This window comes from Corynebacterium sp. c24Ua_83, assembly GCF_039907245.1.
Classification (GTDB): domain Bacteria; phylum Actinomycetota; class Actinomycetes; order Mycobacteriales; family Mycobacteriaceae; genus Corynebacterium.
This window is the reverse complement of sequence record NZ_JASBOI010000022.1, coordinates 1-24,707: the sequence shown is the minus strand read 5'-3', so window position 1 is coordinate 24,707 and position 24,707 is coordinate 1. Positions and strand designations below refer to the sequence as shown.

Annotated in this window: 22 protein-coding genes and 1 riboswitch; of the genes, 6 read left to right on the top strand and 16 right to left on the bottom strand. The window is 64.4% G+C overall.

Annotated elements, in window-relative coordinates; translation table 11 throughout:
- Window positions 1-295: 295 nt before the first annotated feature.
- The 4 genes from tyrS to QKE30_RS09965 all read right to left on the bottom strand — a co-directional run bounded on the left by tyrS (window position 296) and on the right by QKE30_RS09965 (window position 4,182).
- Window positions 296-1,582, bottom strand: a complete 1,287-nt coding sequence (gene tyrS, locus QKE30_RS09980; protein ID WP_347934709.1) for a tyrosine--tRNA ligase — start codon at window positions 1,580-1,582, stop codon at window positions 296-298.
- Window positions 1,583-1,624: 42 nt separating this feature from the next.
- On the bottom strand, window positions 1,625-1,792 hold the full coding sequence (locus QKE30_RS09975; protein ID WP_005295682.1) for a Trm112 family protein: 168 nt from the start codon (window positions 1,790-1,792) through the stop codon (window positions 1,625-1,627).
- A 68-nt stretch (window positions 1,793-1,860) separates the two neighbouring features.
- The gene (locus QKE30_RS09970; RefSeq protein WP_347934708.1) at window positions 1,861-2,475 is read right to left on the bottom strand and encodes a hypothetical protein; all 615 of its coding nucleotides are present in this window, start codon (window positions 2,473-2,475) and stop codon (window positions 1,861-1,863) included.
- A gap of 54 nt (window positions 2,476-2,529) precedes the next feature.
- Window positions 2,530-4,182 (bottom strand): VWA domain-containing protein, encoded by a 1,653-nt coding sequence (locus QKE30_RS09965; protein ID WP_347934707.1) that lies wholly within the window; start codon window positions 4,180-4,182, stop codon window positions 2,530-2,532.
- 113 nt (window positions 4,183-4,295) lie between these two features.
- Window positions 4,296-4,409: riboswitch (TPP riboswitch) on the top strand.
- On the opposite strand from QKE30_RS09965, the gene thiC reads away from it, so the two are divergent.
- The 6 genes from thiC to QKE30_RS09935 all read left to right on the top strand — a co-directional run bounded on the left by thiC (window position 4,409) and on the right by QKE30_RS09935 (window position 10,469).
- On the top strand, window positions 4,409-6,331 hold the full coding sequence (gene thiC, locus QKE30_RS09960) for a phosphomethylpyrimidine synthase ThiC (protein ID WP_347934706.1): 1,923 nt from the start codon (window positions 4,409-4,411) through the stop codon (window positions 6,329-6,331). Its footprint overlaps the riboswitch before it by 1 nt.
- On the top strand, window positions 6,321-6,965 hold the full coding sequence (locus QKE30_RS09955; RefSeq protein ID WP_347934705.1) for a thiamine phosphate synthase: 645 nt from the start codon (window positions 6,321-6,323) through the stop codon (window positions 6,963-6,965). Before thiC ends, QKE30_RS09955 begins: the two co-directional genes overlap by 11 nt.
- Before the next feature lie 41 nt (window positions 6,966-7,006).
- Window positions 7,007-8,179 carry a glycine oxidase ThiO gene (gene thiO / locus QKE30_RS09950; RefSeq protein WP_347934704.1) on the top strand — a complete coding sequence of 391 codons (1,173 nt, stop codon included), beginning with the start codon at window positions 7,007-7,009 and terminating at the stop codon, window positions 8,177-8,179.
- Between the two features lie 20 nt (window positions 8,180-8,199).
- Entirely contained in the window at window positions 8,200-8,418 is a 219-nt protein-coding gene (gene thiS / locus QKE30_RS09945) for a sulfur carrier protein ThiS (protein ID WP_293818462.1), read from the top strand.
- A 21-nt stretch (window positions 8,419-8,439) separates the two neighbouring features.
- The gene (locus QKE30_RS09940) at window positions 8,440-9,243 is read left to right on the top strand and encodes a thiazole synthase (RefSeq protein WP_347934703.1); all 804 of its coding nucleotides are present in this window, start codon (window positions 8,440-8,442) and stop codon (window positions 9,241-9,243) included.
- A complete protein-coding gene (locus tag QKE30_RS09935; protein ID WP_347934710.1) occupies window positions 9,243-10,469 on the top strand; it encodes a ThiF family adenylyltransferase in 1,227 nt (408 codons plus the stop codon). The genes QKE30_RS09940 and QKE30_RS09935 overlap by 1 nt, the downstream gene beginning before the upstream one ends.
- Before the next feature lie 12 nt (window positions 10,470-10,481).
- Here the strand turns inward: QKE30_RS09935 and argH are convergent, their stop codons facing one another.
- The 12 genes from argH to QKE30_RS09875 form a co-directional block, all read right to left on the bottom strand.
- Complete coding sequence (gene argH / locus QKE30_RS09930) at window positions 10,482-11,921, bottom strand: argininosuccinate lyase (protein ID WP_347934702.1); 1,440 nt, start codon at window positions 11,919-11,921, stop codon at window positions 10,482-10,484.
- Window positions 11,922-11,973: 52 nt separating this feature from the next.
- Window positions 11,974-13,170, bottom strand: coding sequence for an argininosuccinate synthase (locus tag QKE30_RS09925; RefSeq protein WP_347934701.1), 1,197 nt, complete (start codon window positions 13,168-13,170; stop codon window positions 11,974-11,976).
- A 61-nt stretch (window positions 13,171-13,231) separates the two neighbouring features.
- Window positions 13,232-13,696 carry an arginine repressor gene (gene argR / locus QKE30_RS09920; protein ID WP_011273446.1) on the bottom strand — a complete coding sequence of 155 codons (465 nt, stop codon included), beginning with the start codon at window positions 13,694-13,696 and terminating at the stop codon, window positions 13,232-13,234.
- Window positions 13,681-14,622 carry an ornithine carbamoyltransferase gene (argF, locus tag QKE30_RS09915; protein WP_347934700.1) on the bottom strand — a complete coding sequence of 314 codons (942 nt, stop codon included), beginning with the start codon at window positions 14,620-14,622 and terminating at the stop codon, window positions 13,681-13,683. The genes argR and argF overlap by 16 nt, the downstream gene beginning before the upstream one ends.
- Before the next feature lie 25 nt (window positions 14,623-14,647).
- Window positions 14,648-15,862 carry an acetylornithine transaminase gene (locus QKE30_RS09910; protein WP_347934699.1) on the bottom strand — a complete coding sequence of 405 codons (1,215 nt, stop codon included), beginning with the start codon at window positions 15,860-15,862 and terminating at the stop codon, window positions 14,648-14,650.
- A complete protein-coding gene (argB, locus tag QKE30_RS09905; protein WP_035005705.1) occupies window positions 15,859-16,812 on the bottom strand; it encodes an acetylglutamate kinase in 954 nt (317 codons plus the stop codon). Before argB ends, QKE30_RS09910 begins: the two co-directional genes overlap by 4 nt.
- 64 nt (window positions 16,813-16,876) lie before the next feature.
- On the bottom strand, window positions 16,877-18,094 hold the full coding sequence (gene argJ / locus QKE30_RS09900) for a bifunctional glutamate N-acetyltransferase/amino-acid acetyltransferase ArgJ (protein WP_347934698.1): 1,218 nt from the start codon (window positions 18,092-18,094) through the stop codon (window positions 16,877-16,879).
- A gap of 10 nt (window positions 18,095-18,104) precedes the next feature.
- Entirely contained in the window at window positions 18,105-19,130 is a 1,026-nt protein-coding gene (argC, locus tag QKE30_RS09895) for an N-acetyl-gamma-glutamyl-phosphate reductase (protein ID WP_347934697.1), read from the bottom strand.
- A gap of 63 nt (window positions 19,131-19,193) precedes the next feature.
- The gene (pheT, locus tag QKE30_RS09890) at window positions 19,194-21,752 is read right to left on the bottom strand and encodes a phenylalanine--tRNA ligase subunit beta (RefSeq protein WP_347934696.1); all 2,559 of its coding nucleotides are present in this window, start codon (window positions 21,750-21,752) and stop codon (window positions 19,194-19,196) included.
- A gap of 77 nt (window positions 21,753-21,829) precedes the next feature.
- Window positions 21,830-22,885, bottom strand: a complete 1,056-nt coding sequence (pheS, locus tag QKE30_RS09885; RefSeq protein ID WP_011273440.1) for a phenylalanine--tRNA ligase subunit alpha — start codon at window positions 22,883-22,885, stop codon at window positions 21,830-21,832.
- An 84-nt stretch (window positions 22,886-22,969) separates the two neighbouring features.
- Window positions 22,970-23,827, bottom strand: a complete 858-nt coding sequence (locus QKE30_RS09880; RefSeq protein ID WP_347934695.1) for an RNA methyltransferase — start codon at window positions 23,825-23,827, stop codon at window positions 22,970-22,972.
- 7 nt (window positions 23,828-23,834) lie between these two features.
- Window positions 23,835-24,536, bottom strand: coding sequence for a hypothetical protein (locus QKE30_RS09875; protein WP_347934694.1), 702 nt, complete (start codon window positions 24,534-24,536; stop codon window positions 23,835-23,837).
- Between the last annotated feature and the right edge of the window lie 171 nt (window positions 24,537-24,707).

The following is a 24,707-nucleotide window of genomic DNA, read 5'->3' as shown; positions in this document are numbered from 1 at the left end:
GCGAACTGGTGGAGCACTGAAACAAGTCACAAAAGTGATAAAGACATACAATGCATCAGAATCAACACAAAGGTTGGTCAACAAAGTATCTAAACTTGGTTCATCACGCTATTGAGTTCTCAAACAACCTACGCACACCGAGCCTCTCGAGCCGGTTTTATTTCCCCGCTCGCTCTCGGCGACTTGAATTAATGTACACCCAACGCCAAGAAAGACACAAATCCCCTGGTAGAAGCAGGAAAATGCAACTACCAAGGGATCGGTTTAGCGCATACAGGCCGTGCGGGTGGCGTCACTAAGAAGAAGCACCTACGCGCGCACCGGCGAAACGCTTCTTGCCCTTCCTCAACACCAGCCACTCTCCGTGCAGCAGATCGTCGGTGGACGGGGACCACTCGATGTCCTCGATGCGCTGGTTGTTCACGTAAGCGCCACCCTCCCCGACGGTGCGGCGGGCGGCACCCTTGGACTTCTCCAGGCCGGACTCGACGAGCAGATCCAGGATGGTGGCATCGGTGCCAACCTCGGCAACCTCAGTCTCCTGCAGGGCGGAAGCCAGGGTAGGCTCGTCCAGATCCTGCAGCTCAGCCTTGCCGAACAGCGCCTGGGCAGCCAGCTCCACAGCCTCGGTGGCAGCTGCACCGTGCACCAGAGTGGTCATCTCGCGGGCCAAAACACGCTGCGCCTCGCGCTTGTAGGGCTCCTCGGCGACCTTGCGCTCCAGCTCCGCGATCTCCTCCTGGGAAAGGAAGGTGAACCAACGCAGGTAGTCGATCACCACGGTATCGCCCGCGTTAATGAAGTACTGGTACCAGGAGTACGGGCTGGTCAGCTGCGGATCCAGCCACAGCTTGCCACCGCCGGTGGACTTGCCGAACTTGTTGCCCTCCGCGTCCGTCACCAGCGGAACCGTCAGGCCGTGCACCTTGGCGCCGTTCACACGGCGGTTCAGATCCACACCAGAAACGATGTTGCCCCACTGGTCGCCGCCACCGATCTGCAGCACACAGTCGAACTCGTTGTGCAGGTGCACGTAGTCGTTGGCCTGCAGCAGCATGTAGGAAAACTCGGTGTAGGAAATGCCGTCGGATTCCAGGCGACGCTTCACGGTATCGCGGTCCAACATGGTGTTCAGCGAGAAGTTCTTGCCGACATCGCGCAGGTACTCGATGACGTTCATCTGGCTGATCCAGTCCGCGTTGTTCACCATCACGGCCGGGCTATCCACATCGCTGTCCTCGGTGAAGTCGACGAATGCCTCTAGCTGCTTCTTGATGGCCACCATGTTCTCACCGATCTGCTCCTCGGTGAGCATGGAGCGCTCGCCCACGTCGCGAGGGTCGCCGATCATGCCGGTTGCGCCGCCGGCCAGGGTGATCGGACGGTGGCCGAACTGCTGGAAGCGCTTCAGCATAATCAGCGGCACCAGGTGGCCCGCGTGCAGGGAGCTGCCCGTCGGGTCGAAACCGCAGTACAGCGTGATGGGGTTCTGCGTGGCCTCCTTCAGCGCCTCCAGGTCCGTCGACTGGTTAATCAGGCCGCGCCACTGCAGCTCGTCGATGATGTTCTTGTTGTCGCTCATGCGTGCTCGTTCTCGCTTCTCTTCTGTGTTCTTTGTGCGTTGCTACTTAACGGGCCAGTCTTTAGCTTCTTCGACCAGCAGTACCGGGATGCCGTCCTGCACCGGATAGGCCTTGTTCAGGCGGGGGTTCACCAAATAGTCACCGTGATCCTCCAGCGGCTGCTTGTCGATGGGGCACGCGAGGATCTCTAGGAGCTTCTGGTCAATCATGCTGTCTACTCTAGCCGGTGGCTTACGCTTCTTTCTTAGTGACGCCCCCCTACGCCGCCCAATGGTTACTAGCTTTGTTCGTCGGGGTCTTTTAATACCCCGAACTGCAGCTCCAAGAATGTGCGATTGTCCTTCAGCTCTCGGAGGTTATCCCGCAGGATCGCCTGGTGGACCTCGTCGATCTCAGTCTGCAAGACAGCCAGCGATGCGCGAAAGTCTTCAACTGCCTGCCCATGCGCTGCCGTCGGCATCTCCTCCAGGATCCTGCAGGTTTCCGGAAAATAGACATCCATAATACGGCGGACCTTCTCTTCCTGTAGAGAATCCGCTGCCAGGTGATCCCACTCATGGACGACATCCCTGCAGGTACGGAAGAAGAGATCCAGATCCGCGAAAAACTCCTGCCGTTGCTCGCCGGAAAGCTTTATGGATTGCTTTAGCTGCTTGATCCGGGTGCGCATTTCCTGCAGAGACTCAACAGGAGAAGCAACCGGACTGGTTTTCGACGGCGCCTCCAGTGCCTCTTGTGGTTGTCGCTCGGGCGTCAAGACGCCGGCGGCACCAGCGAGGGCCCCCGCCATGATTATCCATAAAGAACCCAGACCCACCGCAGCGTGGGCGACAGCCACGGCGACGAACACGACAAGCGCGACGATGATCTTTAGGGAGTACTTAGAGTTCACGGCTTCTTTCAAACTAACGGTCTGTGGTCCAAACTAATGGTCTGCGTTCTGGCCTTATTGGTAGCTGCGGATCTCTTCGAACGCCTTGGCCAGGTCACCGCCACGCGCGTTGAAGACCTTGCCACCGGTGAAGTTCGCCAAGAAGTTCATCTCCTCCTCGCTGGCCTCACCGTACAGGATCACGAATACCGGGATCTTGTGGTTAGTCTCGGCCATCTTGTGAGTCATCCTTGTGATGAAGTCCTGGCGACTCGTGCCAGAGTTCGACTCGCCATCGGTCATCAGCACAATCGAATTCAGGGTACCGCCCTCGCCCGCACGGTCGTAGGCGCGCAACACGGCGTCATAAATCGCGGTCTCACCGCGCGGCTGCAGGCCGTTCACGTAACCCCGCAGGTCCTGCTTCTGCTGTGCATTGTCCGGGTCGTAGTTCTCCTGCGTGTACCCGTCCGCAACCTTGCTGCTAAAAGGCATGAGGGTAATCGTCTCTCGGCGGGTGAACCCCTTCGGGTTATTGCTTTCGCCGGCGGTGCCGTCAATGAGCTTATTCAGAATGTTCTTTAGATCCGCCAAGCGGTTGCCCCGCATCGAACCAGAAGTATCCAGCAGGAAGTTACTATCCGCTGGTCGGCGCAGTTGATCCCGATACAGGCTAACGAGTGAGACAAGCTGGTCCTCGGACTTCGGGTATTCGTAGTAGCGCTGTATGCCCTTGTTCTCTGCGTCCTCGCCCCAGACGTTCAGGTGGGTCTTCTCCCCTACCTCCACGCTGTGCTCCCTAAACCAATCTGCCAGGGCCTCGACTTTCGCCTGAGCATCCTCATCGGCCTTCTGATCACCGGGGTTCCGAAGTGCCGAGATGGGGTAATCCGCAGCGCCCGCGGCATTACCGGGGACGAATACCTCGATGTCGACGTTGTCGCTTTCTTTCATCGACTGCAAAACTGCCTGATAGTTGAAGATGCCGTCGGCCTTACCCGGGTTCTTCACGAAAGTGTCCCGTAGCCAGCCGGAAGACCCGGAGGTGATCGTCTGGCCGGAGAAAAAGTCCTCCATACGGCGCTCGTCCATGGTCACCTTCGAGGAATCGAAAGCCTGCCCAGGAGTGAAGTCGCTGAACTCCGCGGCTACCGAAAGGAGGGCAAGGAAACCGGAGTTGGATTCCTGCGGATCCGTCATGCCAAAAGTCAGGTCGCCACGCGCTGCGGCATCAGCGATGTCCGCCCACTTGATGTCCTTGTTGCGCCACCCCAGGCGATCCACCACGTCCTGCTTGAGCCCCAGAGCTACCGGCGAACGGGCAATGCTGTGATCTTCACCCTGCGAAGTTATGCCCTGGGCTTTGGCAAAGGCGTTGGTTGCAAACCAAGTGGCGTCATACTTATCCCTATACGCACCATCATCCAGGTTACGAGTGTTGACGAGCGTGCCGCTGTCGTACTCCATTTCAATGTCGAACCCCAGGTCCGAAGAAGCCTGATGGACAAACGGCTCCATGTCCGTCAGCTCCGTGGCGGCAACGATCTTTAGCGGCTTGCTGGTATCGAAGGACTTCCCGCCCAGCTTTTTGAAGCTGTCAAGGAAATCCCCCGAGCCGACTACGTAGGCACCCGCGGCAATCAGCAGCAAGATGACAACAAGAAGGAACTTTATGGGGCTCTTTTTCTTACCAGTGCTGTTCAAGCTACTGGGATACGGGGTCGCCATAGGGCTGATCATATTGCAGACACAGGTGCTTTTCAGGACAAATCCAACAACCGAATCGGAAACTATTCAGGCCAGAACTACACGGCTGTGAGCGGTGCGTTACAGTGGGGAGCACAACCGAACACGGGCGCCCGAGGTATCGGGCTGAGATCGCGCTGAAGCCCGCGCGAGTACCGCTAGAACCTGTCTGGTTAGAACCAGCGAAGGAAGAGTCAGGAGAGTCTTTATGACGGATACGTCTACCCAAAACACCACCCCCACCGACGAGTACGCGGCGGAGATCCACCCAAAGCACAGCTTCGCCCCCATCGAGAAGACCGTGGAATCCTTCGGCAAGACCTTCACGCTGCAGGTACCGGAGACGGAGATCCAGCTGGACGACTCCCCGACCGGCCCGAACGAGCCAGTCCGCATCTACCGCACTCGTGGCCCGTGGGCCGAGCCGACCAAGGGGCTGGAGGGCCTGCGTAGCGAGTGGATCGAAGCCCGCGGCGACGTGGAGGCCTACGAAGGCCGCCGCCGCAACCTGCTGGACGACGGCAACCGCGCGGTCAAGCGCGGCGAGGCCAGTGAGGAATGGAAGGGCTCCACCCGCCCGACTCTGCGGGCCAAGGAGGGCAAGCGCGTCACCCAGATGCACTACGCCCGCCAGGGCATCATCACCCCGGAAATGGAGTATGTGGCACTGCGCGAGCACTGCGACGTGGAGAAGGTCCGCGAGCAGGTGGCCTCCGGCAAGGCCATCATCCCGAACAACGTCAACCACCCGGAGTCCGAGCCGATGATCATCGGCAACGCCTTCACCACGAAGATCAACGCCAACATCGGTAACTCCGCCGTCACCTCCTCCATCCGCGAAGAGGTGGACAAGCTGCGCTGGGCTACCCGCTGGGGAGCGGACACCGTGATGGATCTATCCACCGGTAACGACATTCACACCACCCGCGAGTGGATCCTGCGCAACTCCCCGGTGCCGATCGGCACGGTGCCGATCTACCAGGCCTTGGAGAAGGTCGATGGCGTGGCCGAGGACCTGACCTGGGAGATCTTCCGCGATACCGTCATCGAGCAGTGCGAGCAGGGTGTGGACTACATGACCATCCACGCAGGCGTGCGCCTGCCTTTCGTGCCGCTGACCACCAAGCGCGTCACCGGCATCGTCTCCCGCGGCGGCTCCATCATGGCCGGCTGGTGCCTGGCGCACCACAAGGAATCCTTCCTCTACGAGAACTTCGACGAGCTGTGCGAGATCTTCGCCAAGTACGACGTCGCGTTCTCCCTGGGCGACGGCCTGCGCCCCGGCTCCATCGCGGACGCCAACGACGCAGCCCAGTTCGCAGAGCTGAAGACCATCGGCGAGCTGACCCACCGGGCCTGGGAGTACGACGTGCAGGTCATGGTGGAAGGCCCCGGCCACGTGCCGCTGAACATGGTGCAGGTCAACAACGAAAAGGAGCAGGAATGGTGCGGCGGCGCACCGTTCTACACCCTGGGGCCGCTGGTCACGGACATCGCTCCGGGCTACGACCACATCACCTCCGCCATCGGTGCGGCGAACATCGCCATGGGCGGCACCGCAATGCTGTGCTACGTCACCCCGAAGGAACACCTGGGCCTGCCGAACAAGGACGACGTAAAGACCGGCGTGATCACCTACAAGGTATCCGCCCACGCAGCCGATGTTGCCAAGGGCCACCCGGACGCCCACGAGTGGGACGACGCCATGAGTAAGGCCCGCTTCGAGTTCCGCTGGCACGACCAGTTCGCCCTCTCCCTGGACCCGGACACCGCGCAGGCGTACCACGACGAAACGCTGCCTGCGGAGCCGGCGAAGACCGCGCACTTCTGCTCCATGTGCGGCCCGAAGTTCTGCTCCATGCGCATCAGCCAGGACATCCGCGATGCCTTCGGCGACGAGATCGACGAGGCGCTGGCCACCGACCAAAAGCAGTCGCTGGTCAAGGATCTGGGCCTGCCGGGCTTCGGCCGCCAGAGCGTAGACGGCGTAGACGGCCTCAACGCCGCGGGCGAGGAGGAGATGGCCGAGGAATTCCGCCGCGCAGGCTCCCAGCTGTACTTGAACCGCGACGAGGCGAAGGAAGTCGCCGAGGATCTGCAGAAGGAGGCGGCAGCGCACGGTGAGCGCTAACTTGGATCTGCGCTGCTATCTGGTCACGGGCACCCCACACGAGAAGGTCGTGGACGTGGCCGCCGCCGCAGCCGCCGGTGGCGCGGGTGTGGTGCAGGTGCGCAGCAAACCGATCAGCGTACGCGACTTGACGGCGCTTGCGATTGAGGTCGCCGCCGCGGTGCAGAAGGCCAACCCGGCTACACGGGTGTTGATTGACGACCGCGTGGACGTTGCGGCTGCCCTCATGCCGGAACACAACATCCACGGCGTGCACATCGGCCAGGACGACCTGGACCCGCGCCTGGCGCGCCAAGTGCTGGGCAAGGATGCCATCATCGGGCTGACCACCGGCACCCTGCCCCTGGTTCAGCAGGCCAACGAATATGCCGACGTGATCGATTACATCGGCGCCGGGCCTTTCCGTCCCACCCCTACCAAGGATTCCGGCCGCGAGCCGCTGGGGCTGGAGGGCTATCCCGCGCTGGTGGAGGCCTCGCGCGTGCCGGTTGTCGCCATCGGCGACGTGCGCGCGGAGGATGCCGCCGACCTGGCCGCCACGGGCGTGGCGGGAGTTGCGATCGTCCGCGGATTCATGAACTCGCCCGACCCACGCGCCACGGCCCAGCAGGTGCTCACTGGTTTTTCTTCGTGACGCCCACCGCTTGCAACCCGCCCAGAAGGAAGTGAATAGAAGTGACTAATCCCAGCACCGCTAGTTCCCAGCACTATGACCACATTGTGGTGGGTGCGGGGATCGTGGGCCTATCCACCGCCTTTAAGCTGGTGGACCTCGGGGCAAATCCGGCCGCGGTGGCGGTGATCGACCCCGCCCCGATGAGCGGGGCCTCCTTCGTCGCAGGCGGCATGCTGGCCCCGGTCGCAGAGGTGCAGTATAAGCAGGAGCCTCTGTACCCGCTGATGGTGGCGTCCAAAAACTTGTACGACGACCTGCTGCAACGGCTGGGCGAAAAGACCTCCCTAAGCACCGGCCACAGAACAGAATCGACCTTCGTGGTGGGGGCGGACCGGGCGGACGCGCGGCACCTCACCGAGCTGACCGAGCACCAGCACGGCCACGGCATGGAGGTGCAGCGACTGCCGCTGCGCCAGGCACGCAAGGCCGAGTGGGGGCTCAGTCCGCAGCTATCCGGCGTGGTCGAGATCCCCGGCGACCACCAGGTGAACCCCCGTATGTACTGCGCGGCGCTGCTGGATGCGCTGCGGAACATGGGGGTGGCGATCCTCGGCGAGCGAGTGAGCCGCATCGAGGACGGCACCGTGACCACCGATGCGGCGACGCACACGGGCGACATGGTGTACCTGTGCAACGGGCTGGGCGCCGGGCAGGTGCGCGGCTGGTACGAGGGCGAAAAGTCGCCGCTGAAGCTGCGCCCCGTGCGCGGCGATATGCTGCGGCTACGCGTGCCGGAAGGGATGGAGGCACCCGTGGGACGCGTGATCCGGGCGTTCGTGGAAGATCGGCCGGTGTACATCATCCCGCGAACCGACGGCACGATCGCCGTGGGCGCGACCAGCCGCGAGGACTCTCGACGCGGCCCCGCGGTGGACGGGGTGTACACGCTGCTGCGCGATGCGATCCGGATTGTGCCGGGAATCCAGGAGTGCGAATTTATCGAAGCGATCACCGGCGAGCGCCCCGGCACGCCGGATGACCTCCCCTACCTGGGGAAAGTCGGCGAAAAACTGGTGGTTTCCACGGGCTACTTCCGCCACGGAATTTTGCTGTCCGCACTGGGGGCTACAGTGGGGGCAGCGCTGGGAATGGGCCAACCGGTGTCTGCGTTGGAAGCAGAGATGGACCCAGAGATAGACCTAGCGAGCTGCGCGCCGCTGCGGCATGCCTAAGCAAGACCTAAGGAGTATTGATGAACTACACGGTGAATGACGAGCCACGGTCGGCCGACAAAGCACCGAGCGTGGCGGAGGTCGTGGCTGCGGAGACGGGGCACGAAGCTTCCGAGAACGAGGGGGCGAAAGGCGTTGCCGTGGCGGTGAACCGCTCCGTGGTTCCGGCAAGTGAATGGGGGCGCACGCTGGAGGACGGCGACGCGGTGGACATCCTGATCGCCGTCCAGGGCGGTTAAAGACGGCTAGAGGACAAGATCATGCTGAAGATCGAGGATAAGGAATTCGATTCCCACCTTGTCATGGGCACCGGCGGAGCCAGCAGCCAGTCACTGCTGGAGGAAGCGCTGGTGGCCAGCGGCACGCAACTGACCACGGTGGCGATGCGCCGCCACAGCGCCAAGACCACCGGCGGCGGCGAGAGCGTATTCGAGCTGCTGAACCGCCTGGGCATCGACGTACTGCCGAACACCGCCGGGTGCCAGACCGCCCGCGATGCGATGCTGACGGCCCAGCTGGCACGCGAGGCACTGGGTACTAACTGGGTGAAGGTCGAGGTCATCGCCGACGACCACACGCTGCTGCCCGACGTGGTGGAGCTGGTGGATGCCTGCGAGATGCTAGTGGCCGAGGGCTTCGTAGTGCTGGCCTACACCAGCGACGACCCGGTGGTCGCCCGCCGGCTGGAGGACGTGGGCGTGCACGCGGTCATGCCGCTGGGCTCCCCCATCGGCACGGGCCTGGGGATCCTGAACCCGCACAACATTGAGCTGATCTGCTCACGCGCCCAGGTTCCGGTGCTGCTGGACGCGGGCGTGGGCACGGCCTCCGACGCGGCGCTAGCGATGGAGCTGGGGTGCGACGGCGTGCTACTGGCCAGCGCGGTGAACCGCTGCCAGGACCCGGTGGCGATGGCACACGCCATGAAGGCGGCCGTGGAGGCCGGCCGACTGGCGCGTGAGGCGGGGCGCATCCCGCAGCGCACGCACGCCCAGGGTGCGTTGGCCTCCTCTAGCTTCGACGGCCTGGCCAGCTGGGATGGCTGGGCCGACGAGGTGCTGTGATGCTTGGGGACTACACCACCAACTACACCACGCTGCCTGCCGAGGAGCTGAAGCGCGTCGCCCGGCAGACGATCCTGCCGGGCCACGGTCTGCGCGAGCAGGAGCGTCTGCATGAGGCACACGTGCTGGTGATCGGCGCGGGCGGGCTCGGATGTCCCTTGATGCAGGCCCTGGCCGCGGCGGGAGTCGGCGAGATTTCCGTCATCGACGATGACACGGTGGACATCACGAATATCCACCGGCAGATCCTTTTCGGCGCCAGTGACGTCGGCCGCCCAAAGGTGGAGGTCACCGGGGAACGCCTGCGGGAGCTGCAGCCCGGTTTGATCTTCCACGGAATCCACGGGCGCCTGCGCGCCGACAACGCCGCCGAACTGCTAGAAGGCGTGGACGTGCTGATCGACGGGTCGGATACCTTCGCCACGAAGTTCCTGGCCGCCGATGCCGCTGAGGCCACCGGCACTCCCCTGGTCTGGGGTTCCGTCCTGCGCTACCGCGGCGACGTGGCCGTCTGGTGGTCCGGCCCCGGCGCTGACACTAGCGCCGAGCCGGGTGGCCGGGGCGTTGGCATGCGCGACCTCTACCCCTCCCAGCCGGACCCCGACAGCGTGCCGGACTGCGCGACAGCCGGAGTGCTAGGCGTGACGACCTCTGTGGTCGCCGGCTTGATGGCCACGGAGACCATTAAATTCCTGCGAGCCCCGGAAGCTCGCGCGCAGCAGGTGGGGCGGTTGCATATTTATGACGCCCTCACGGCCAACATCCAGCACTTCAACGTGGCCGCAGACCCCCAGCGGCAGCCGGTCACCGAGATCGTGGAGGAGGACATGTCGAGCTGCGCGGTTGATACGGCTGGAGATAGCGCGGTAGAAGAAGAAACGGCCGCTTCCCTGCTGCGTGACCTCGCCGACGGCGCGGCGGTTGCCATCGACGTGCGCGAGCCGGGTGAGAAGGCCATCAAGGACCTGCCGTCCTTTGCTGAACACCCGGGCTACCACCTGCCCACCACCGTATGGAGCGAGCAGCCGGAGCTGGCCGAGCAGCTGATTGAGAGTCTTGCCGCCGAGGACAGCAACGCAGAGGGAAGCATGGACGCAGTGGTTTATTGCGCGTCCAGCAAGCGCTCCGCGAGCTTCGTCGACCGCTTTGCACAGCACGCCGCCGGGCAGGGAGTGCGTTTGCACAACCTGCCCGGCGGGGCGAATGAACACGGGGTCGGGATCTAAACCCGCTGACTTTTAGACCAGGCGGGTTTTCTCTGCCCACTTGCGGTCGGCAGCGGCGGCCTCGCGCACACGCTCCTTCTGCTCGGCCACGCGCACTCCGGCGGTACCGCCACGAGTAGCGCGGGAAGCGACTGCGCCGTCGATGGTCAGCACCTCGCGCACCTCCGGGGTCAGGGCCTCGTGCACGCCTGCCAGCTCCTCGTCGGTGAGGTCCACCAGGTCCACGCCACGGGATTCCGCAATGCGGACACAAGAGCCGGAGGCCTCGTGCGCCACGCGGAAGGGCACACCCTGGCGAACCATCCACTCCGCCAAGTCCGTGGCCAGAGTGAAGCCCGCCGGGGCGAGCTCGCGCAGACGCTCCGGGTGGAACGTCAGGGTACCGACCAGGCCAGCCATCGCCGGGAGCAGCAGGTTCAGCTGGGCGACGGAATCAGCGATGGGTTCCTTATCCTCCTGCAGGTCGCGGTTGTAGGCCAGCGGCATTGCCTTCAGGGTGGCCAGCAGGCCGGTAGCATTGCCGATCAGGCGGCCGGTCTTGCCGCGCATCAGCTCGGCAACATCCGGGTTCTTCTTCTGCGGCATGATCGACGAGCCGGTGGACCACTCATCGGCCAGCGTGACGTAGCCGAACTCCGGGGTGGACCAGGCGATGATCTCCTCCGCCAGGCGAGAGAGATCCACCGCCACCTGGGCAAACACAAACGCTGCCTCAGAGGCGAAGTCGCGGGAACTGGTGGCGTCAATAGAGTTATCCGCAGCAGAGTCAAAGCCGAGCTCTTCCGCGATGGCCTCCGGGTCGAGCGCCAGGGAGGAACCCGCAAGCGCACCGGAACCATACGGGGACACTGCCAGGCGCTTATCCAGATCCTGGAAACGCTGCACGTCGCGCAGCAGCGGCTGTGCGTGCGCCAGCAGCTGGTGGGCCAGCAGCACCGGCTGGGCGGCCTGGAAATGCGTCTTGCCAGGCATGATGGCCTCTGGGTGGCGGTCGGCTTGGACGACCAGCGCGTCGACGACGTCGAGTACGCCCGCGGTGATGTCGCGGATCGCGTCGCGCACCCACATGCGGAACAGGGTGGCCACTTGGTCGTTGCGAGAACGGCCCGCACGCAGGCGGCCGCCGACCTCGGGTCCAACGCGATCAATCAGGCCGCGCTCCATCGCACCGTGGACGTCCTCGTCGCTGGGCTCGGGGCCGAAGGAACCATCGGCCACGTCCTCGCCCAGCTTCTGCAGGCCGGCGATGAGCGTGTCGAAGTCCTCGTCGCTCAGCAAATTGGCCTTGTGCAGCACCCGCGCGTGAGCCTGCGAGGCCAGCACGTCGTAGGGGGCCAGAACCCAGTCGAAGTGCGTGGACTTCGACAGGGCGGCCATCGCCTCAGTCGGTCCGCCGGAGAATCGGCCGCCCCACAGGGCGCCTTCGTTCGTGCCGTGTGCCTCGGTGGTCATGTTTGGGTGTGCCTTTCTGCTCTAGTTGGCCGATTGCCTAGTTAGCCAGTGCCTAGTTGGCCAGGTCGCGCTTGGAGGCGATCTTGGAGGACAGGCCGTGCAGCTCCACGAAGCCGCGGGCCATGGACTGGTCGAAGGAGTCGCCCTCGTCGTAGGTAGCCAGGTTGAAGTCGTACAGGGACTTGCCAGAGCGGCGGCCGTTGACGGTGATGGAGCCCGCGTGCAGCACCAGGCGGATGTCGCCGGTGACGTGGGCCTGGGTGGAATCGATGAACGCATCCAGGGAGCGCTTCAGCGGGCTGAACCACAGACCGTCGTAGACCTGGTTCGACCACTCTGCGTCGATGCCGCGCTTGTAGCGGGCCAGCTCGCGCTCGACGGTGACGGCTTCCAGAGCCTCGTGGGCACGGATCAGGGTCATGGCGCCCGGAGCCTCGTAGATCTCGCGGGACTTGATGCCCACCAGGCGGTCCTCAACCATGTCCAGGCGGCCGACCCCCTGCGCACCTGCGCGGCGGTTCAGTTCCTCGATGGCCTCCAGGACGGTGACCTTCTTGCCGTCGATGGCCACCGGCACGCCGGACTCGAAGGAGATGATGACCTCATCCGGAGCCTGGCCCAGAGCTGGATCCTCGGTGTAGGCGTAAACGTCCTTGGTCGGGGCGTTCCACAGATCCTCCAGGAAGCCGGTCTCCACAGCGCGGCCCCATACGTTCTGGTCGATGGAGAACGGTGAGGACTTGGACTGCTCGATCGGGATGCCGTTTTCCTCGGCGAAGGCGATGGCCTTCTCGCGGGTCCAGGCGTAGTCGCGGACCGGGGCGATGATCTCCAGGTCCGGGGCGGTGTTAGCGAAGCCAACCTCGAAGCGGACCTGGTCGTTGCCCTTGCCGGTGCAGCCGTGGGCGACGGCGGTGCCGCCGTGCTCCTTGGCTGCATCCGCCATGTGCTTGACGATCAGCGGGCGGGAGATCGCGGAGACCAGCGGGTACTCCTTCATGTACATGCCGTTGGCCTTGATGGTCGGCAGGCAGTAGTCGTTGGCGAACTCGTCGCGGGCGTCCACGACGATGGACTCCACGGCGCCAGCGCCGAGGGCGCGCTGGCGGACGGTCTCCATGTCCTCGCCGCCCTGACCCAGGTCGATGGAGACGCAGACGACCTCTGCGTTGCGCTCCTTGGCAATCCAGCTGATGGCCACGGTGGTATCCAGCCCGCCGGAGTATGCGAGTACTACGCGATCCTTCATTCTTCTAAGCTTCCCTTCGAAACTCTTCTTGCGTTCTAGTTGTTGTATCCGTTATTCGATTTTAGCTATGTGCCAGCTGGAAGAAATACTCCCCCAGCTCCTTGCCGTTAAGTGGCTCCCGCGCCAGGACGAACACTGTGTCGTCGCCGGCGATGGTGGCCACCACTCGGTTTACGTCCGAGCGGTCCAGGATGCTGGCCAGGTACTGTGCGGCGCCGGGTGGGGTGCGCAGTACGGCGATGTTTCCGGAGTGGTCGTGGTCGACCAGCAGCTCGGCCAGGACGCGCCGCAGCTTGTCCGGCCCATCCACACGCACATCGTCGGACAGGGAGTAGTAAACCTCCCCGCCCACGCGCACCTTCTTCGCCCCGAGGTCCACCAGGTCGCGTGACAGGGTGGCCTGGGTGACGTCGATGCCGCGGTTCACCAGGATCCCCAGCAGCTCGCGCTGGCTGCCGACCTTCTCGGCGCCGATGATCCGCCCGATCATGTCCTGCCGGGCTGTGCGGGTCAGCGAAGAAGCCATACCAGCAGCGCCTTCTGTGCGTGCAGGCGGTTTTCCGCCTCGTCGAATACCACCGACTGCGGCCCGTCGATAACCTCCGGCGTCACTTCGCTGCCGCGGTAGGCCGGCAGGCAGTGCAGGAAGATCGCATCGTCCTTGGCGGTGCCCATCAGCTTCTCGTCCACCTGGTAGGCCCGCAGCGCGCTGCGGTCTTCGGAGGCATCTTGGCCCATGGACAGCCAGGTGTCGGTGATCACCACGTCCGCCCCCGTGGCGTCCACCTTGTCGGTGACGGTCACGGTCGCGCCGGTCAGCTCGGCGCGCTTCTTGGCGCGCTCCACGAACTGCGGCTCCGGCTGGAAGCCCTCCGGCGCTGCGATCGTGATGTTCACTCCCGCCGTGGCGAAGCCCAGCATGTAGCTGTTGGCCATGTTGTTCGCACCGTCGCCGAAGTACACCGCGTTCAGCCCCTTGAGCTCGCCCTTGTGCTCCTTGATGGTCACCAGGTCGGCGAGGATCTGGCAGGGGTGGAAGTCATCGGATAGGGAGTTGACGATCGGCACGCCCGCGGTCTCCGCCATCTGGTGGAGGTTGTCGTGCGCGCCGGTGCGCCAGACAATCGCAGTGACGTAGCGGGACAGTACCGCGCCGGTGTCCTGGAAGGTCTCCCCCTTCCCCATCTGCGAACTTCCACTGTCCACGACGATGGCGTTGCCGCCCAGCTCGGTGATGCCGGCGTCAAAAGAAAAGCGCGTGCGCGTAGAGGTCTTGTCGAACAGCACGGCGACGGAGCGGCGCTCCAGCAGGTTGCGGTAGCCGTTGCCGTAGCGGTTGTCCTTCAGTTCCTCGGCCAGCGCCAGCACTTCGGCTTGCTCTTCCGGGGTGAGGTCGTCGTCGGCCAGCATGTGGCGCAGCGGCCCCTTTTTCTGCAGGTGCAGGTTTGTCATGTGGTGTCTTCCGTTCTTTCTGTGGTTACTGGTTCTGCGCGCGGTTGTCGTCCAGCATCTGTCTAATCTTTGTGACGCCCCGCTGCACCTCATCCGCCGAGATATTCAGCGGCGGGACCAGGCGGATCACGTCGGGCTGGGGCTTGTTGATGATCAGCCCGTAGTCCAGCGGATCCAGGTTAAGGGGCGCATCCAGGACGATGCCGAGCATCAGCCCGCGGCCACGGATGGTCTGCACACTCGGGTGGTCGGCCAGGCCGTCGCGGATTGCCTGCGACTGGGTGGCGACGTTGTCCAGCAGGTCCTCGGACTCGATCGTGTCGATGACGGCATTCGCGGCCGCGCAGACGACGGGGTTGCCGCCGAAGGTCGTTCCGTGCATCCCCTTGGCCAGCAGCTGCGCCTTCGGCAGGGCGAGCGTGGCGCCGATCGGCAGTCCGCCGCCCAGCCCCTTGGCCATGGTGATGACGTCCGGCAGCACCCCGGCCTCGTGCTGGAAGCCGAACCACTTGCCGGTGCGGCCCATGCCGGCCTGTACCTCGTCAACGACCATGAGTATGTCGTGGGCATCACACAGTTCCCGCACGGCGGCGAGGAAGCCGTCCGGGGCGGGGATCACGCCGGTTTCGCCCTGGATGGACTCCAGGAAGATCGCGGCAGTGTCGTCGTCTGCCATTTCCCGCAAGGCTTCGATGTCGCCGTAGGGGTAGTACTCCACGCCACCGGGCAGGGGCTTGAAGGGCTCCTGCTTGTCCGGCTGGCCGGTCAGGGCGAGGGCGCCCATGGTGCGGCCGTGGAAGCCGCGCTCGGCGGCCAGGATCTTGGTCTTGCCGGTGGCGCGGGCGATCTTGAAGGCGGCCTCGTTGGCCTCGGCGCCGGAGTTGGAGAAGAACACGCGGGCACCGGCCGCCGCCTCGGCAGCCTCTCCGCTCTGCTCCCCCAGCAGGCCCTTCAGCCGCTCGGCGAGTTTGATCACCTGCGGGTGGGCGAAGAGGTTAGACGTGTGGCTGAGCGTGGCGATCTGATTCGTCACGGCGTCCACAATGGCAGGGTGAGCGTGCCCCAGAGCGTTCACGGCGATGCCGGACAGCAGGTCGAGGTACTCGTTGTCCTCCGCGTCGGTGACGATGGTGCCGCGGCCAGAGACCAGCTCGCGCGGCGGGGTGCCGTAGGTTTCGAACAGCGCGGCGTTCCAGTGGCCCTGCCAGTCGTTGGTTGGGTTCTCTTGGTTCTGGGTCATGGGAGATCCTCCCGATAGTTGATGTCGGGGCTGGTGACGTCTTCCCAGCCTGCGGGGCAGATCATGGTGCCGATACCGCCGGTGGTCATCAGCTCCAAGATTACGGAGTGCGGAATACGGCCGTCGATGACGTGCGCGGCCTGCACGCCGCTACGCAGCGCGTCAAGGCAGGCCTCCATCTTCGGTACCATGCCGGAGTCCAGGTTGGGCAGCAGGTCGGAGAGCTGCTCCGGGGTCAGGCTGGACACCAGCGATTCCTTGTTCGGCCAGTCGGTGTACAGGCCCTTGACGTTGGTGAGCATCACGAGCCTCTCGGCCCCCAGGGCACCGGCCAGCGCGCCGGCGGCGGTGTCTGCGTTGATGTTGTAGATCCGCCCCTGGTCATCCGGTGCGACCGTGGAGACCACGGGGATGCGGCCGGCGTCGATGAGGTCGATCAGGCTTTCGGCGTCGACGTGCTCGATCTGCCCCACGCGGCCCAGGTCGACCTCTTCCCCATCGATCGTGACCTTGCGCTTAGAGGCGGTGAACAGCCCGGCATCCTCGCCCGAGGCGCCGACGGCGTAGGGGCCGTGCTCGTTGATCAGCCCGACCAGCTCGCGGCCGACCTTGCCGAATAACACCATGCGGACGTACTCCATCACCTCCGGGGTGGTCACGCGGAAGCCGCCCTTGAACTCGCCTTCCAGGCCGACGGTCTTCAGCATCTCGTTGATCTGGGGTCCGCCGCCGTGCACCACGACCGGGCGAGCACCGATGGCACGCAGGAAGACCATGTCGGCGGCGAAGGCACGCTTCAGGTCTTCGTCGATCATGGCGTTGCCGCCGTACTTCACCACCACGATCTTGTCGCGGTAGTGCAGCAGCCACGGCAGGGCCTCTGCCAGCACGTGGCTGCGCATCTCGGGGGTCAGCCCGGTGGTATCGATGGGAGTGTGCTTGGGGTTCATTGGTGTGTTTCCTGGTAGATCCGTTGTGCGAGTTGCTCTGGGCGAGCTGGGCGAGCTGAATGAACTAGGTTGAGTATTCCGAATTGATCTCCACGTAGGAGTACGACAGGTCGGTCGTCCACACCGTCGCACGCCCCTCGCCCACACCGAGGTCCACCTCGACGGCGATGTCGGAGCCGGAAAGATCCACCGTGCGGGCACCGGGAGCGCCCGTGGAGTTGATGCACACCGGGTGTCCATTGAAGGACACGCTGATGGCCTCCGCGTTCATCTTCACCGGCGCCATGCCCACGGCAGCCAGCACGCGGCCCCAGTTCGGGTCGGAGCCAAACATCGCGCACTTAAACAGGTTGTCGCGGCCGATGACGCGCGCTGCGGTCTGTGCGTCCGCGTCCGTTTCTGCGCCGCCGACGGTGATGGACACTCTCTTTGTGACGCCCTCAGCGTCCGCCTGTAGCTGCATCGCGATATCGAGGCACACCTGGTGGATCGCAGCGTTGAATTCCTCCGCGTCCGGGGTGATGCCGGAAGCGCCGGAGGCCATCAGCAGCACAGTGTCATTGGTGGAGGTCGCACCGTCGATGTCGATGCAGTCGAAGGTTGTCGGGGTAGCGCCCGCCAGGGCCTCGTGGGCCATGTCGGCGCTGGGAAGGTGGGCGTCCGTAGTAATAAACACGAGCATCGTAGCCAGCGACGGGGCCATCATCCCGACGCCCTTGCCCATGGCGCCGATGGACCAGCCTTCGCCGTGGTAAACGGCTTCCTTAGCGACGAGGTCGGTGGTCATGATGGCGCGGGCGGCATCGTTGCCGGCGGTAATGGACTGGTCGAGCTTGCCGGCGAGTTCGTCGACTCCGGCGAGGACCTTATCCATCGGCAGCACGTCGCCGATCAGGCCGGTGGAGCACACGGCAATGTCGCTGGGCTGGCATCCCAGCAGCTCGGCGGCCTTCTCAGCGGTCACGCGCGCATCCTTGTCACCCTGGGCTCCGTTGCAGGCGTTGGCGTTGCCGGAGTTAACCACGACGGCGTGGAAGGTGCCGTCGTTGTTCGCCTTGGTGTAGCGAACCGGAGCGGCGGTGACCTGGTTACGGGTGAACATGGCGGCGGCGATGGCATCGGGCCCGTCGTTTCGGATCAGAGCCATATCCGACTTGCCGGAGGGTTTGATCCCCGCCGTCACGGCTGCGGCGCTAAAGCCCTTGGGAACGGTCACGCCGAGGTCCGCAGAGGAACCTTGGGCAGTGCTGGTATCCGAATTGTTCTTGTCTGCGCTGGTCATGGCTTACGAATCAGAGCCCCGTCTGCGGGAGTCCCGCGGTTTCTTCCCAACCGAACATCAGGTTGAGGCATTGGATGGCGGCACCTGCGGTGCCCTTGGTGAGGTTATCGATGGCGCTGGTGGCGATGACCATGCCATCGGCGACTTCTACTTGAATGTGCACCATGTTGGAGCCGACGACGCTCTTGACCTCCGGCTGTTGTCCCTCCGGCAGCAGGTGCAGGAAGGGCTCGTCGGCGCAGAACTTCTCGTAGGCTCGGCGGATATCGCTCGCCTGACCACGCGCGGGAGCGGTGACGGTGGTGAGGATGCCACGGGTCAGCGGGGCCAACACCGGGGTGAAGGTCACGTGCACGTCGTCCGAGGAGTAGCCGGGAGCCAGCAGCTCCTCCACGCTCTGCTTGATCTCCGGGGCATGGCGGTGGGTGCCCACGCCGTAGGCGCGCAGGTTACCCATGGTCTCCGAACCCAGCAGGTTCACGGCGGCCTTCTTGCCAGCGCCGGTGGTGCCGGTGACGGAAACCACGCTGATCTGCGGGGCCATCAGGCCACTGGCGATGGCGGGCATGAGGGCCATCGTGGCGCCGGTCGGGAAGCAACCGGGGGCGGCGACGTAGTTGGTGGCCGCGATCTCCTCCCTGCGACCCGGCATTTCCGGGATGCCGTAGGTGCGGGTGCCGGCGTGCGGGGTGCCGTAGAAGCGCGCCCAATGGTTGGCGTTCTTCAGACGGTAGTCCGCGCCGCAGTCCACGATCCTCATGGATTCCGGCAGGTTCAGGGCGGCGGACACCCCGTGCGGGAGGGCCAGAATTGCAGCGTCATGCCCGCGAAGAACGTCCTCCGTCGTCTCCTCGAGCACGCGATCCGCCAGGGCGGGCAGCCCGGGGTTGAGTTCGCCGAATCGCGTGCCCGCGTTGGAACCGCCAGTCAACGAACCGATTTCGAAGTCCACGCCGTAGCCGGGGTGATTCAATAGGAGGCGAAGAGCCTCGCCACCCGCGTACCCACTGGCGCCTGCTACTGCAATTTTCAACATAGGACGATTCTGCCCTATTTAAGCCCAAAGTGCAAATTATTCAGGTTTATGGGAATTATGCAGTTAGGCGCGGAGCTGCGCACCCACCTTCTCGGTGGCGGACTGCAGGGCGGCCTCGCGGGACTTGCTGGCCTCTTCCTCCGTCAGGGTGCGGTCGGGTGCGCGGAAACGCAGGCTGAAGGTCAGCGAGCGCTTGCCCTCGCCCAGGGACTCGGAGTGGTAGACGTCGAACAGTCGGATCTCCTCCAACAGCTCGCCAGCGCCAGCGCGCAGGGCATCCTCAACGTCCTGGGCCGGGGTGGCCTCGTCAACGACGACCGCGATGTCCTGCAGCACCGCCGGGAAAGCGGACAGCACCGGGCGCGGGAAGGTCTCCTCCAACGGCAGCTCATCCAGGTTCATCTCCATGGCCACGGTGCGCGGCGGCAGCTCCGCGCGCTCGCAGACCTGCGGGTGCAGCTCGCCTGCGTGGCCAACGACCTTGTCGCCCACCAGGATCTCAGCGCAGCGGCCCGGGTGCCACGGCAGGTACTCCGCGTTGCGCACGGTGATCTCCACGCCGGCGGCACGGGCGACCACGCGGGCGGACTCGATGGCGTCCGCCGCAGTGAATGCCTCCGGCTCGCCCCAGGTGCCCTGCAGCTGACGGTTACCCGTAGCCACAACGGCAACGTGCAGCGGCTGAGCGGGCAGGGAATCCAGCACTTCCTGCAGCTCCTCTGCGCCCGGGCGCTGCTTCACAGAAGGCATCGGAGAGAACGGCTTGTCAGTCTTCGGAACGGATACCTGCTCCACACCGTAGAGGGCTACGTCGCGCTGGCCACGGGTGACGTTGCGGCGCAGGGATTCGATCATGGACGGCAACAGCGTGGTGCCGATGCAGGCGTAGTCGCTCTCCAGCGGGTTCTGCACCTTCACCGTCAGACGGCGCGGGTCATCCGCTGGCAGGTCCCAGACGTCGAACACGTCGTTGGCGATGAACGGGGTAGGCAGGATCTCTGCGTAACCCGCCCAGGCCAGAGCCTGGCCCACGTTGCGGCGCATCCGCTGGCGCGGGGTGTAGCCGCGGCCGGCCGGGGCGGTCGGGACGATAGAGGGGATGTCCTCCAGGCCCTCCAGGCGCAGGACCTCCTCCACCAGGTCGGCGGGCATCGTCAGGTCCGGGCGCCAGGTCGGCGGGGTGACCTCGATCTCGCGGGCACCGTTATCGTCACGGGAACCGGTCTCGTGCACCTCGCAGCCGACCTCCCGCAGACGGGAAATGGTGGTGCCGTCCGGGTAGATCTTGCCCGCGGTCTTGCCCGGCAGGGAGGTGTGGATGGTGATCATCGGCATCTCCGGGACCGCACCGACCAGGGTGCGCCCCTCCTCCACCTGGCCACCAGCGATGTTCACCAGCAGTGCGACGGCAAAGTCCAGCGCGTCCTCGATGATGGCGGCGTCCGTGCCGCGCTCGAAGCGGCGGGAGGCCTCGGAGGAAAGCTTGTGGCGGCGGCAGGTGCGGGCCACGGTGATCTGATCCCAGTGCGCGGCCTCGAACAGCACGTTGGTGGTCGTGTCGGAAATCTCGGAGGTCGAGCCGCCCATCACGCCAGCCAGCGACTGGGTACCGGACTCGTCGGAGATCACCACGTCCTCCGGGTCGAGGGTGCGCTCCACGTCATCCAGCGTGGTCAGCTTCTCCCCCTTCGTCGCCAAGCGAACGTGCAGCTCTCCGGTGACCTTATCTGCGTCGAAGGCGTGCATCGGCTGGCCCAGCAGGAACATCACGTAGTTCGTCACGTCCGTCGCCGGGTTCACGGGGCGCTGGCCGCACAGCATCAGCTCGCGCTGCAGCCACAGCGGGGATTCCGCCTGTGGATCGATGCCGGTGACCTTGCGCATGCCGAACTTGGAGCACTTCGTGTCCTCGTCGACCTTCAGCGCTTGCACCTCGCCGTCGGTGCCGGGCAGGCCGGCGAAAAGGTCGTTGCGCATCGCCGCTGCTGCCGGATCCTGCGCCGGGTCGCGGAACTGCAGGTCGAAGCTGGACGCCAACTCGCGGGCGAGTCCCCTGGCCGACAGTGCGTAGCCGCGATCCGGGGTGATATTCACGTCGAAGATAGTGTCCTGCAAACCCAGCAGCCCACGCGCGTCGTCGCCTACCTTGAGGTTGGCGCTGGCCAGATCGGCGTCAGAAATAGTCATGATCCCCGCGTTCTGCTGGCTGGCCAGGCCCACCTCCATCGCAGAACAGATCATGCCCTCGGAGATCTTGCCGTAGGTCTTACGCGCCGAGATCTCGAACGGGCCGGGCAGCACCGTGCCGGGCAGGGCGATGACGACGTTGTCGCCCTCGGCGAAGTTCCGTGCGCCACAGATGATGTGCTGCAGCTCGCCGGTGCCGTTGGCCTGGCCGACGTTCACGTCGCAGTAACGGATCGGCTTCTTGAACTCGGTGAGTTCCTCGATCTTCTCGACGCGACCGATCACCAGCGGGCCAGTGGTTTCAGGGATCGCCTCGTACCCCTCGGTCTCGAAGCCAACGCGGACGAAGCCGGCGTCGAACTCCTCGGCGCTCACACTCCACTGCGGGTTGGAGGTCTGCAGGATTCGGGTCAGCCACGACTGGGAAATAAGCATGTTTTCGAAAGATCCTTGATTGGGGCTTTAGATGGGGTGCTCTGGGGTGCTCTGTTGCTCTGGGGTTGTAAGTTTCTCTAGCGGCGCACGCCGAACGGCAGGGTGAAGCGCACATCGCCCTCCACCATGTCGCGCATGTCGGGCAGGCCGTTGCGGAACTGCAGGGTGCGCTCGATGCCCATGCCGAAGGCGAAGCCGGAGTACTCCTCCGGATCCACGCCCGCGGCGATCAGGACGTTCGGGTTGACCATGCCGCAGCCGCCCCACTCGATCCAGCCAGCGCCGCCCTTCTTGTCGGCGAACCAGACATCCACCTCGGCGGAGGGCTCAGTGAACGGGAAGTAGTTCGGGCGGATGCGGGTCTTAGCCTCCTCGCCGAAGAGGGTCTTGGCCAGGTGGTCCAGCGTGCCCTTCAGGTGCGCCATCGTCAGGCCCTTATCCACGGCCAGCCCTTCGACCTGGTGGAACACGGGGGTGTGGGTGGCGTCCAGCTCATCGGTGCGGAACACGCGGCCCGGGCAGGCAATGTAGATCGGCAGGTCGCGGGAGAGCATCGTGCGCATCTGCACCGGAGACGTGTGGGTGCGCAGCACCTGGCCAGAACCTTCCGGAGCGATGTGGAAGGTGTCCTGCAGCGTGCGCGCGGGGTGGTCCGGGATGAAGTTCAGGGAGTCGAAGTTGAAGTACTCGGCCTCGACCTCCGGGCCGTCGGCGATCTCCCAGCCCATGCCGACGAAGATGTCGGCGATCTGCTCGGACAGAATGGTGATCGGGTGCTGGGCGCCGCGCTGGCCGCGGGTAGTCGGCTCGGTGACGTCGATGCGCTCGGCGCGCAGGACTTCCTCGTTGCGCTTGCGCTCGAGTTCGGCCTTGACCTGGGCGAAGCGCTTTTCGACGCGCCCCCGTGCCATGTTCACCAGGCGACCAGCATCCTTGCGCTGATCCTTCGGCAGGCTGCCCAGGCTACGGCGGGCGGCCGGAATGGGGGCATCATCGCCCAGGTGCTCGCGGCGAGCGGCCGCCAGTTCCTCCAGATTTGCAGCCTCGGCAAAGGCCTTCTCGGCTGCGTCTGCTGCGGCGTTGAGCCCCTGCTCCGAAAGCTCTACCTGGGGAGTGTCCGCGGAATCCGTCACTTCAGTGCGCTCCTCTTTCTACGTGCACGGCTTAACCTCGTTAATAATACCCGGCTGGCCCACTGCCGCACCGAGTTGGGGCTATCAGTCTTCGACTGCTCCCCCGGCAGCCTCACGGGACGCCGCTTGGATGCGGGACGATTCATACATGCAGATGGAGGCCGCAGTGGCAAGGTTGAGGGATTCCGCACGCCCGCGGATCGGGATGGAAACTCGCAGGTCCGCCTCGGCCAGCAACTCCTCGCTCAGCCCGTGCGCCTCATTACCGAACAGCCACGCAGTGGGCTTGGTGAGGATCTCCCCCGCATCATCCAGGCTGACCTCCCCGTCGGCCGCGGTGGCGAGAATCTGCAGCCCCTGGGCACGCAGTTGCCCCAGCACGTCCTTCACGTTGGTGGAGCGGGCCACCGGCACGTGGAACAGCGAGCCGGCGGAGGCGCGAGCGGCCTTGCACGACTGCGGGTCGACAGTCTCCCCGGCGAACACCACGGCATCCGCGCCCATGGCATCGGCCACACGAATCAGGGTGCCCGCATTGCCGGGGTCGTTGGTTTCCACTGGGACGCTCACCAGCCGAGGCTGGGGCGTCAATACCTTACCGACAGACCACAGCACCGGCTTGCACACGGCAAACAAACCTGTAGTCGTGGCGGTATCAGAAAGGTGTTTGGCCGCCTTGTCCGTGATGTAGTGCACGTAAATATTGAGGTAGCCGGCGGTGCGGATAATCGGCTCGAAGCGCTCCGCGGCGGCCAGCGTGACGTAAACGTCCGTGGCACTTCCGGTGGCAATGGCGGCCTCTACGCTGTTCTCCCCCTCCACAAGGAAAACCCCCGCCTTCTTGCGCGCAGCCGCCCGGTGGAGTTTGGCTGCGTTGACAATGCGAGGGGTTCTTTCGGTGAAAAGCTCTTGAGCATCCTGCGGGTTCATACCCCACAGCATAATTGACCTAGTTTTCGAACAGGGTCATCTGCTCCTTCTCCGTCGTGGTAACGCCGTTCTTGGAATGAGTACGAGTCATCGTCCCGTCCTTGGCCTCGTGCGCAATGTCGATGAGGTACTGGCCATGAATGCGAAGCTGGCCGCCGTCCACGACAACGGCAAGGGGCTCCTGCTGACTCGCCTCGATGCCGTGCATGTGCATTTCGAGGGAACCCATCGGGAACTCCACCTTCGTACGAGCACTATCGACTTTCGCCTTCTCCGGATGTGCCTTCACCTCCATCGCGCCGTGGCCACCAAAAAACCGCCAGACACCGTCGAGGCTGTAATTCAGACCAACAACTACCGCACCGCGGTCTTCATCGCTCATGTCATCAACCCCCGCGATGAAGTGACGCACGTTGTACACCTTGTCGGCTACTTCGAAGAGTTCATCCTTCTCTTCGTTGGAGAGCTTCTCGACGTTGGCCACCGTGTTAGCCCGCTTGAGCAGCTCCTTATCCTCGTCGGGGAGCCTTTCGATTGTCTTGACCAAAGCGGAATCAAAGTTGGTTTGAATGAATTCCTCGACGGTCTTTGCGGCCTTCGCTGCAAAGTCCTCCTCCGACATGTCGGCATAGGAAAGATCCTCATCACCGGCCATTTCCGAGCCACCTGAGCCTTCCGAGGCTTCCTGCATGGCCCGTTCGGCGTCTTCGTTAGTGCTCATGTTGCATGATGCTAGGGAACCGCCGAGAGACAAAGCCAGGACTGCTGCCAATGCCGCGCGTGTGTAAGTCTTCATTGCGGGTACTCCTTAGCTTTCAACAGACTTCCGCCCGGCAATCTTCCGAGCCATACCTCAAACGTATCGGGGTCGGCGCTCCAATATGGCTCTATA

Excerpts from the sequence above, each read along its gene's own strand:
- QKE30_RS09940 (WP_347934703.1), top strand. The coding sequence starts at position 8,440 with ATGCTGAAGATCGAGGATAAGGAATTCGATTCCCACCTTGTCATGGGC.
- pheT (WP_347934696.1), bottom strand. The coding sequence starts at position 21,752 with ATGCTTATTTCCCAGTCGTGGCTGACCCGAATCCTGCAGACCTCCAAC.
- QKE30_RS09910 (WP_347934699.1), bottom strand. The coding sequence starts at position 15,862 with ATGACCCAGAACCAAGAGAACCCAACCAACGACTGGCAGGGCCACTGG.
- QKE30_RS09965 (WP_347934707.1), bottom strand. The coding sequence starts at position 4,182 with ATGGCGACCCCGTATCCCAGTAGCTTGAACAGCACTGGTAAGAAAAAG.
- QKE30_RS09935 (WP_347934710.1), top strand. The coding sequence starts at position 9,243 with ATGCTTGGGGACTACACCACCAACTACACCACGCTGCCTGCCGAGGAG.
- tyrS (WP_347934709.1), bottom strand. The coding sequence starts at position 1,582 with ATGAGCGACAACAAGAACATCATCGACGAGCTGCAGTGGCGCGGCCTG.
- argC (WP_347934697.1), bottom strand. The coding sequence starts at position 19,130 with ATGTTGAAAATTGCAGTAGCAGGCGCCAGTGGGTACGCGGGTGGCGAG.
- argB (WP_035005705.1), bottom strand. The coding sequence starts at position 16,812 with ATGAACCCCAAGCACACTCCCATCGATACCACCGGGCTGACCCCCGAG.
- argF (WP_347934700.1), bottom strand. The coding sequence starts at position 14,622 with ATGACAAACCTGCACCTGCAGAAAAAGGGGCCGCTGCGCCACATGCTG.
- argR (WP_011273446.1), bottom strand. The coding sequence starts at position 13,696 with ATGGCTTCTTCGCTGACCCGCACAGCCCGGCAGGACATGATCGGGCGG.
- QKE30_RS09925 (WP_347934701.1), bottom strand. The coding sequence starts at position 13,170 with ATGAAGGATCGCGTAGTACTCGCATACTCCGGCGGGCTGGATACCACC.
- argH (WP_347934702.1), bottom strand. The coding sequence starts at position 11,921 with ATGACCACCGAGGCACACGGCACGAACGAAGGCGCCCTGTGGGGCGGC.
- QKE30_RS09875 (WP_347934694.1), bottom strand. The coding sequence starts at position 24,536 with ATGAGCACTAACGAAGACGCCGAACGGGCCATGCAGGAAGCCTCGGAA.
- argJ (WP_347934698.1), bottom strand. The coding sequence starts at position 18,094 with ATGACCAGCGCAGACAAGAACAATTCGGATACCAGCACTGCCCAAGGT.
- thiS (WP_293818462.1), top strand. The coding sequence starts at position 8,200 with ATGAACTACACGGTGAATGACGAGCCACGGTCGGCCGACAAAGCACCG.
- QKE30_RS09880 (WP_347934695.1), bottom strand. The coding sequence starts at position 23,827 with ATGCTGTGGGGTATGAACCCGCAGGATGCTCAAGAGCTTTTCACCGAA.
- thiC (WP_347934706.1), top strand. The coding sequence starts at position 4,409 with ATGACGGATACGTCTACCCAAAACACCACCCCCACCGACGAGTACGCG.
- QKE30_RS09975 (WP_005295682.1), bottom strand. The coding sequence starts at position 1,792 with ATGATTGACCAGAAGCTCCTAGAGATCCTCGCGTGCCCCATCGACAAG.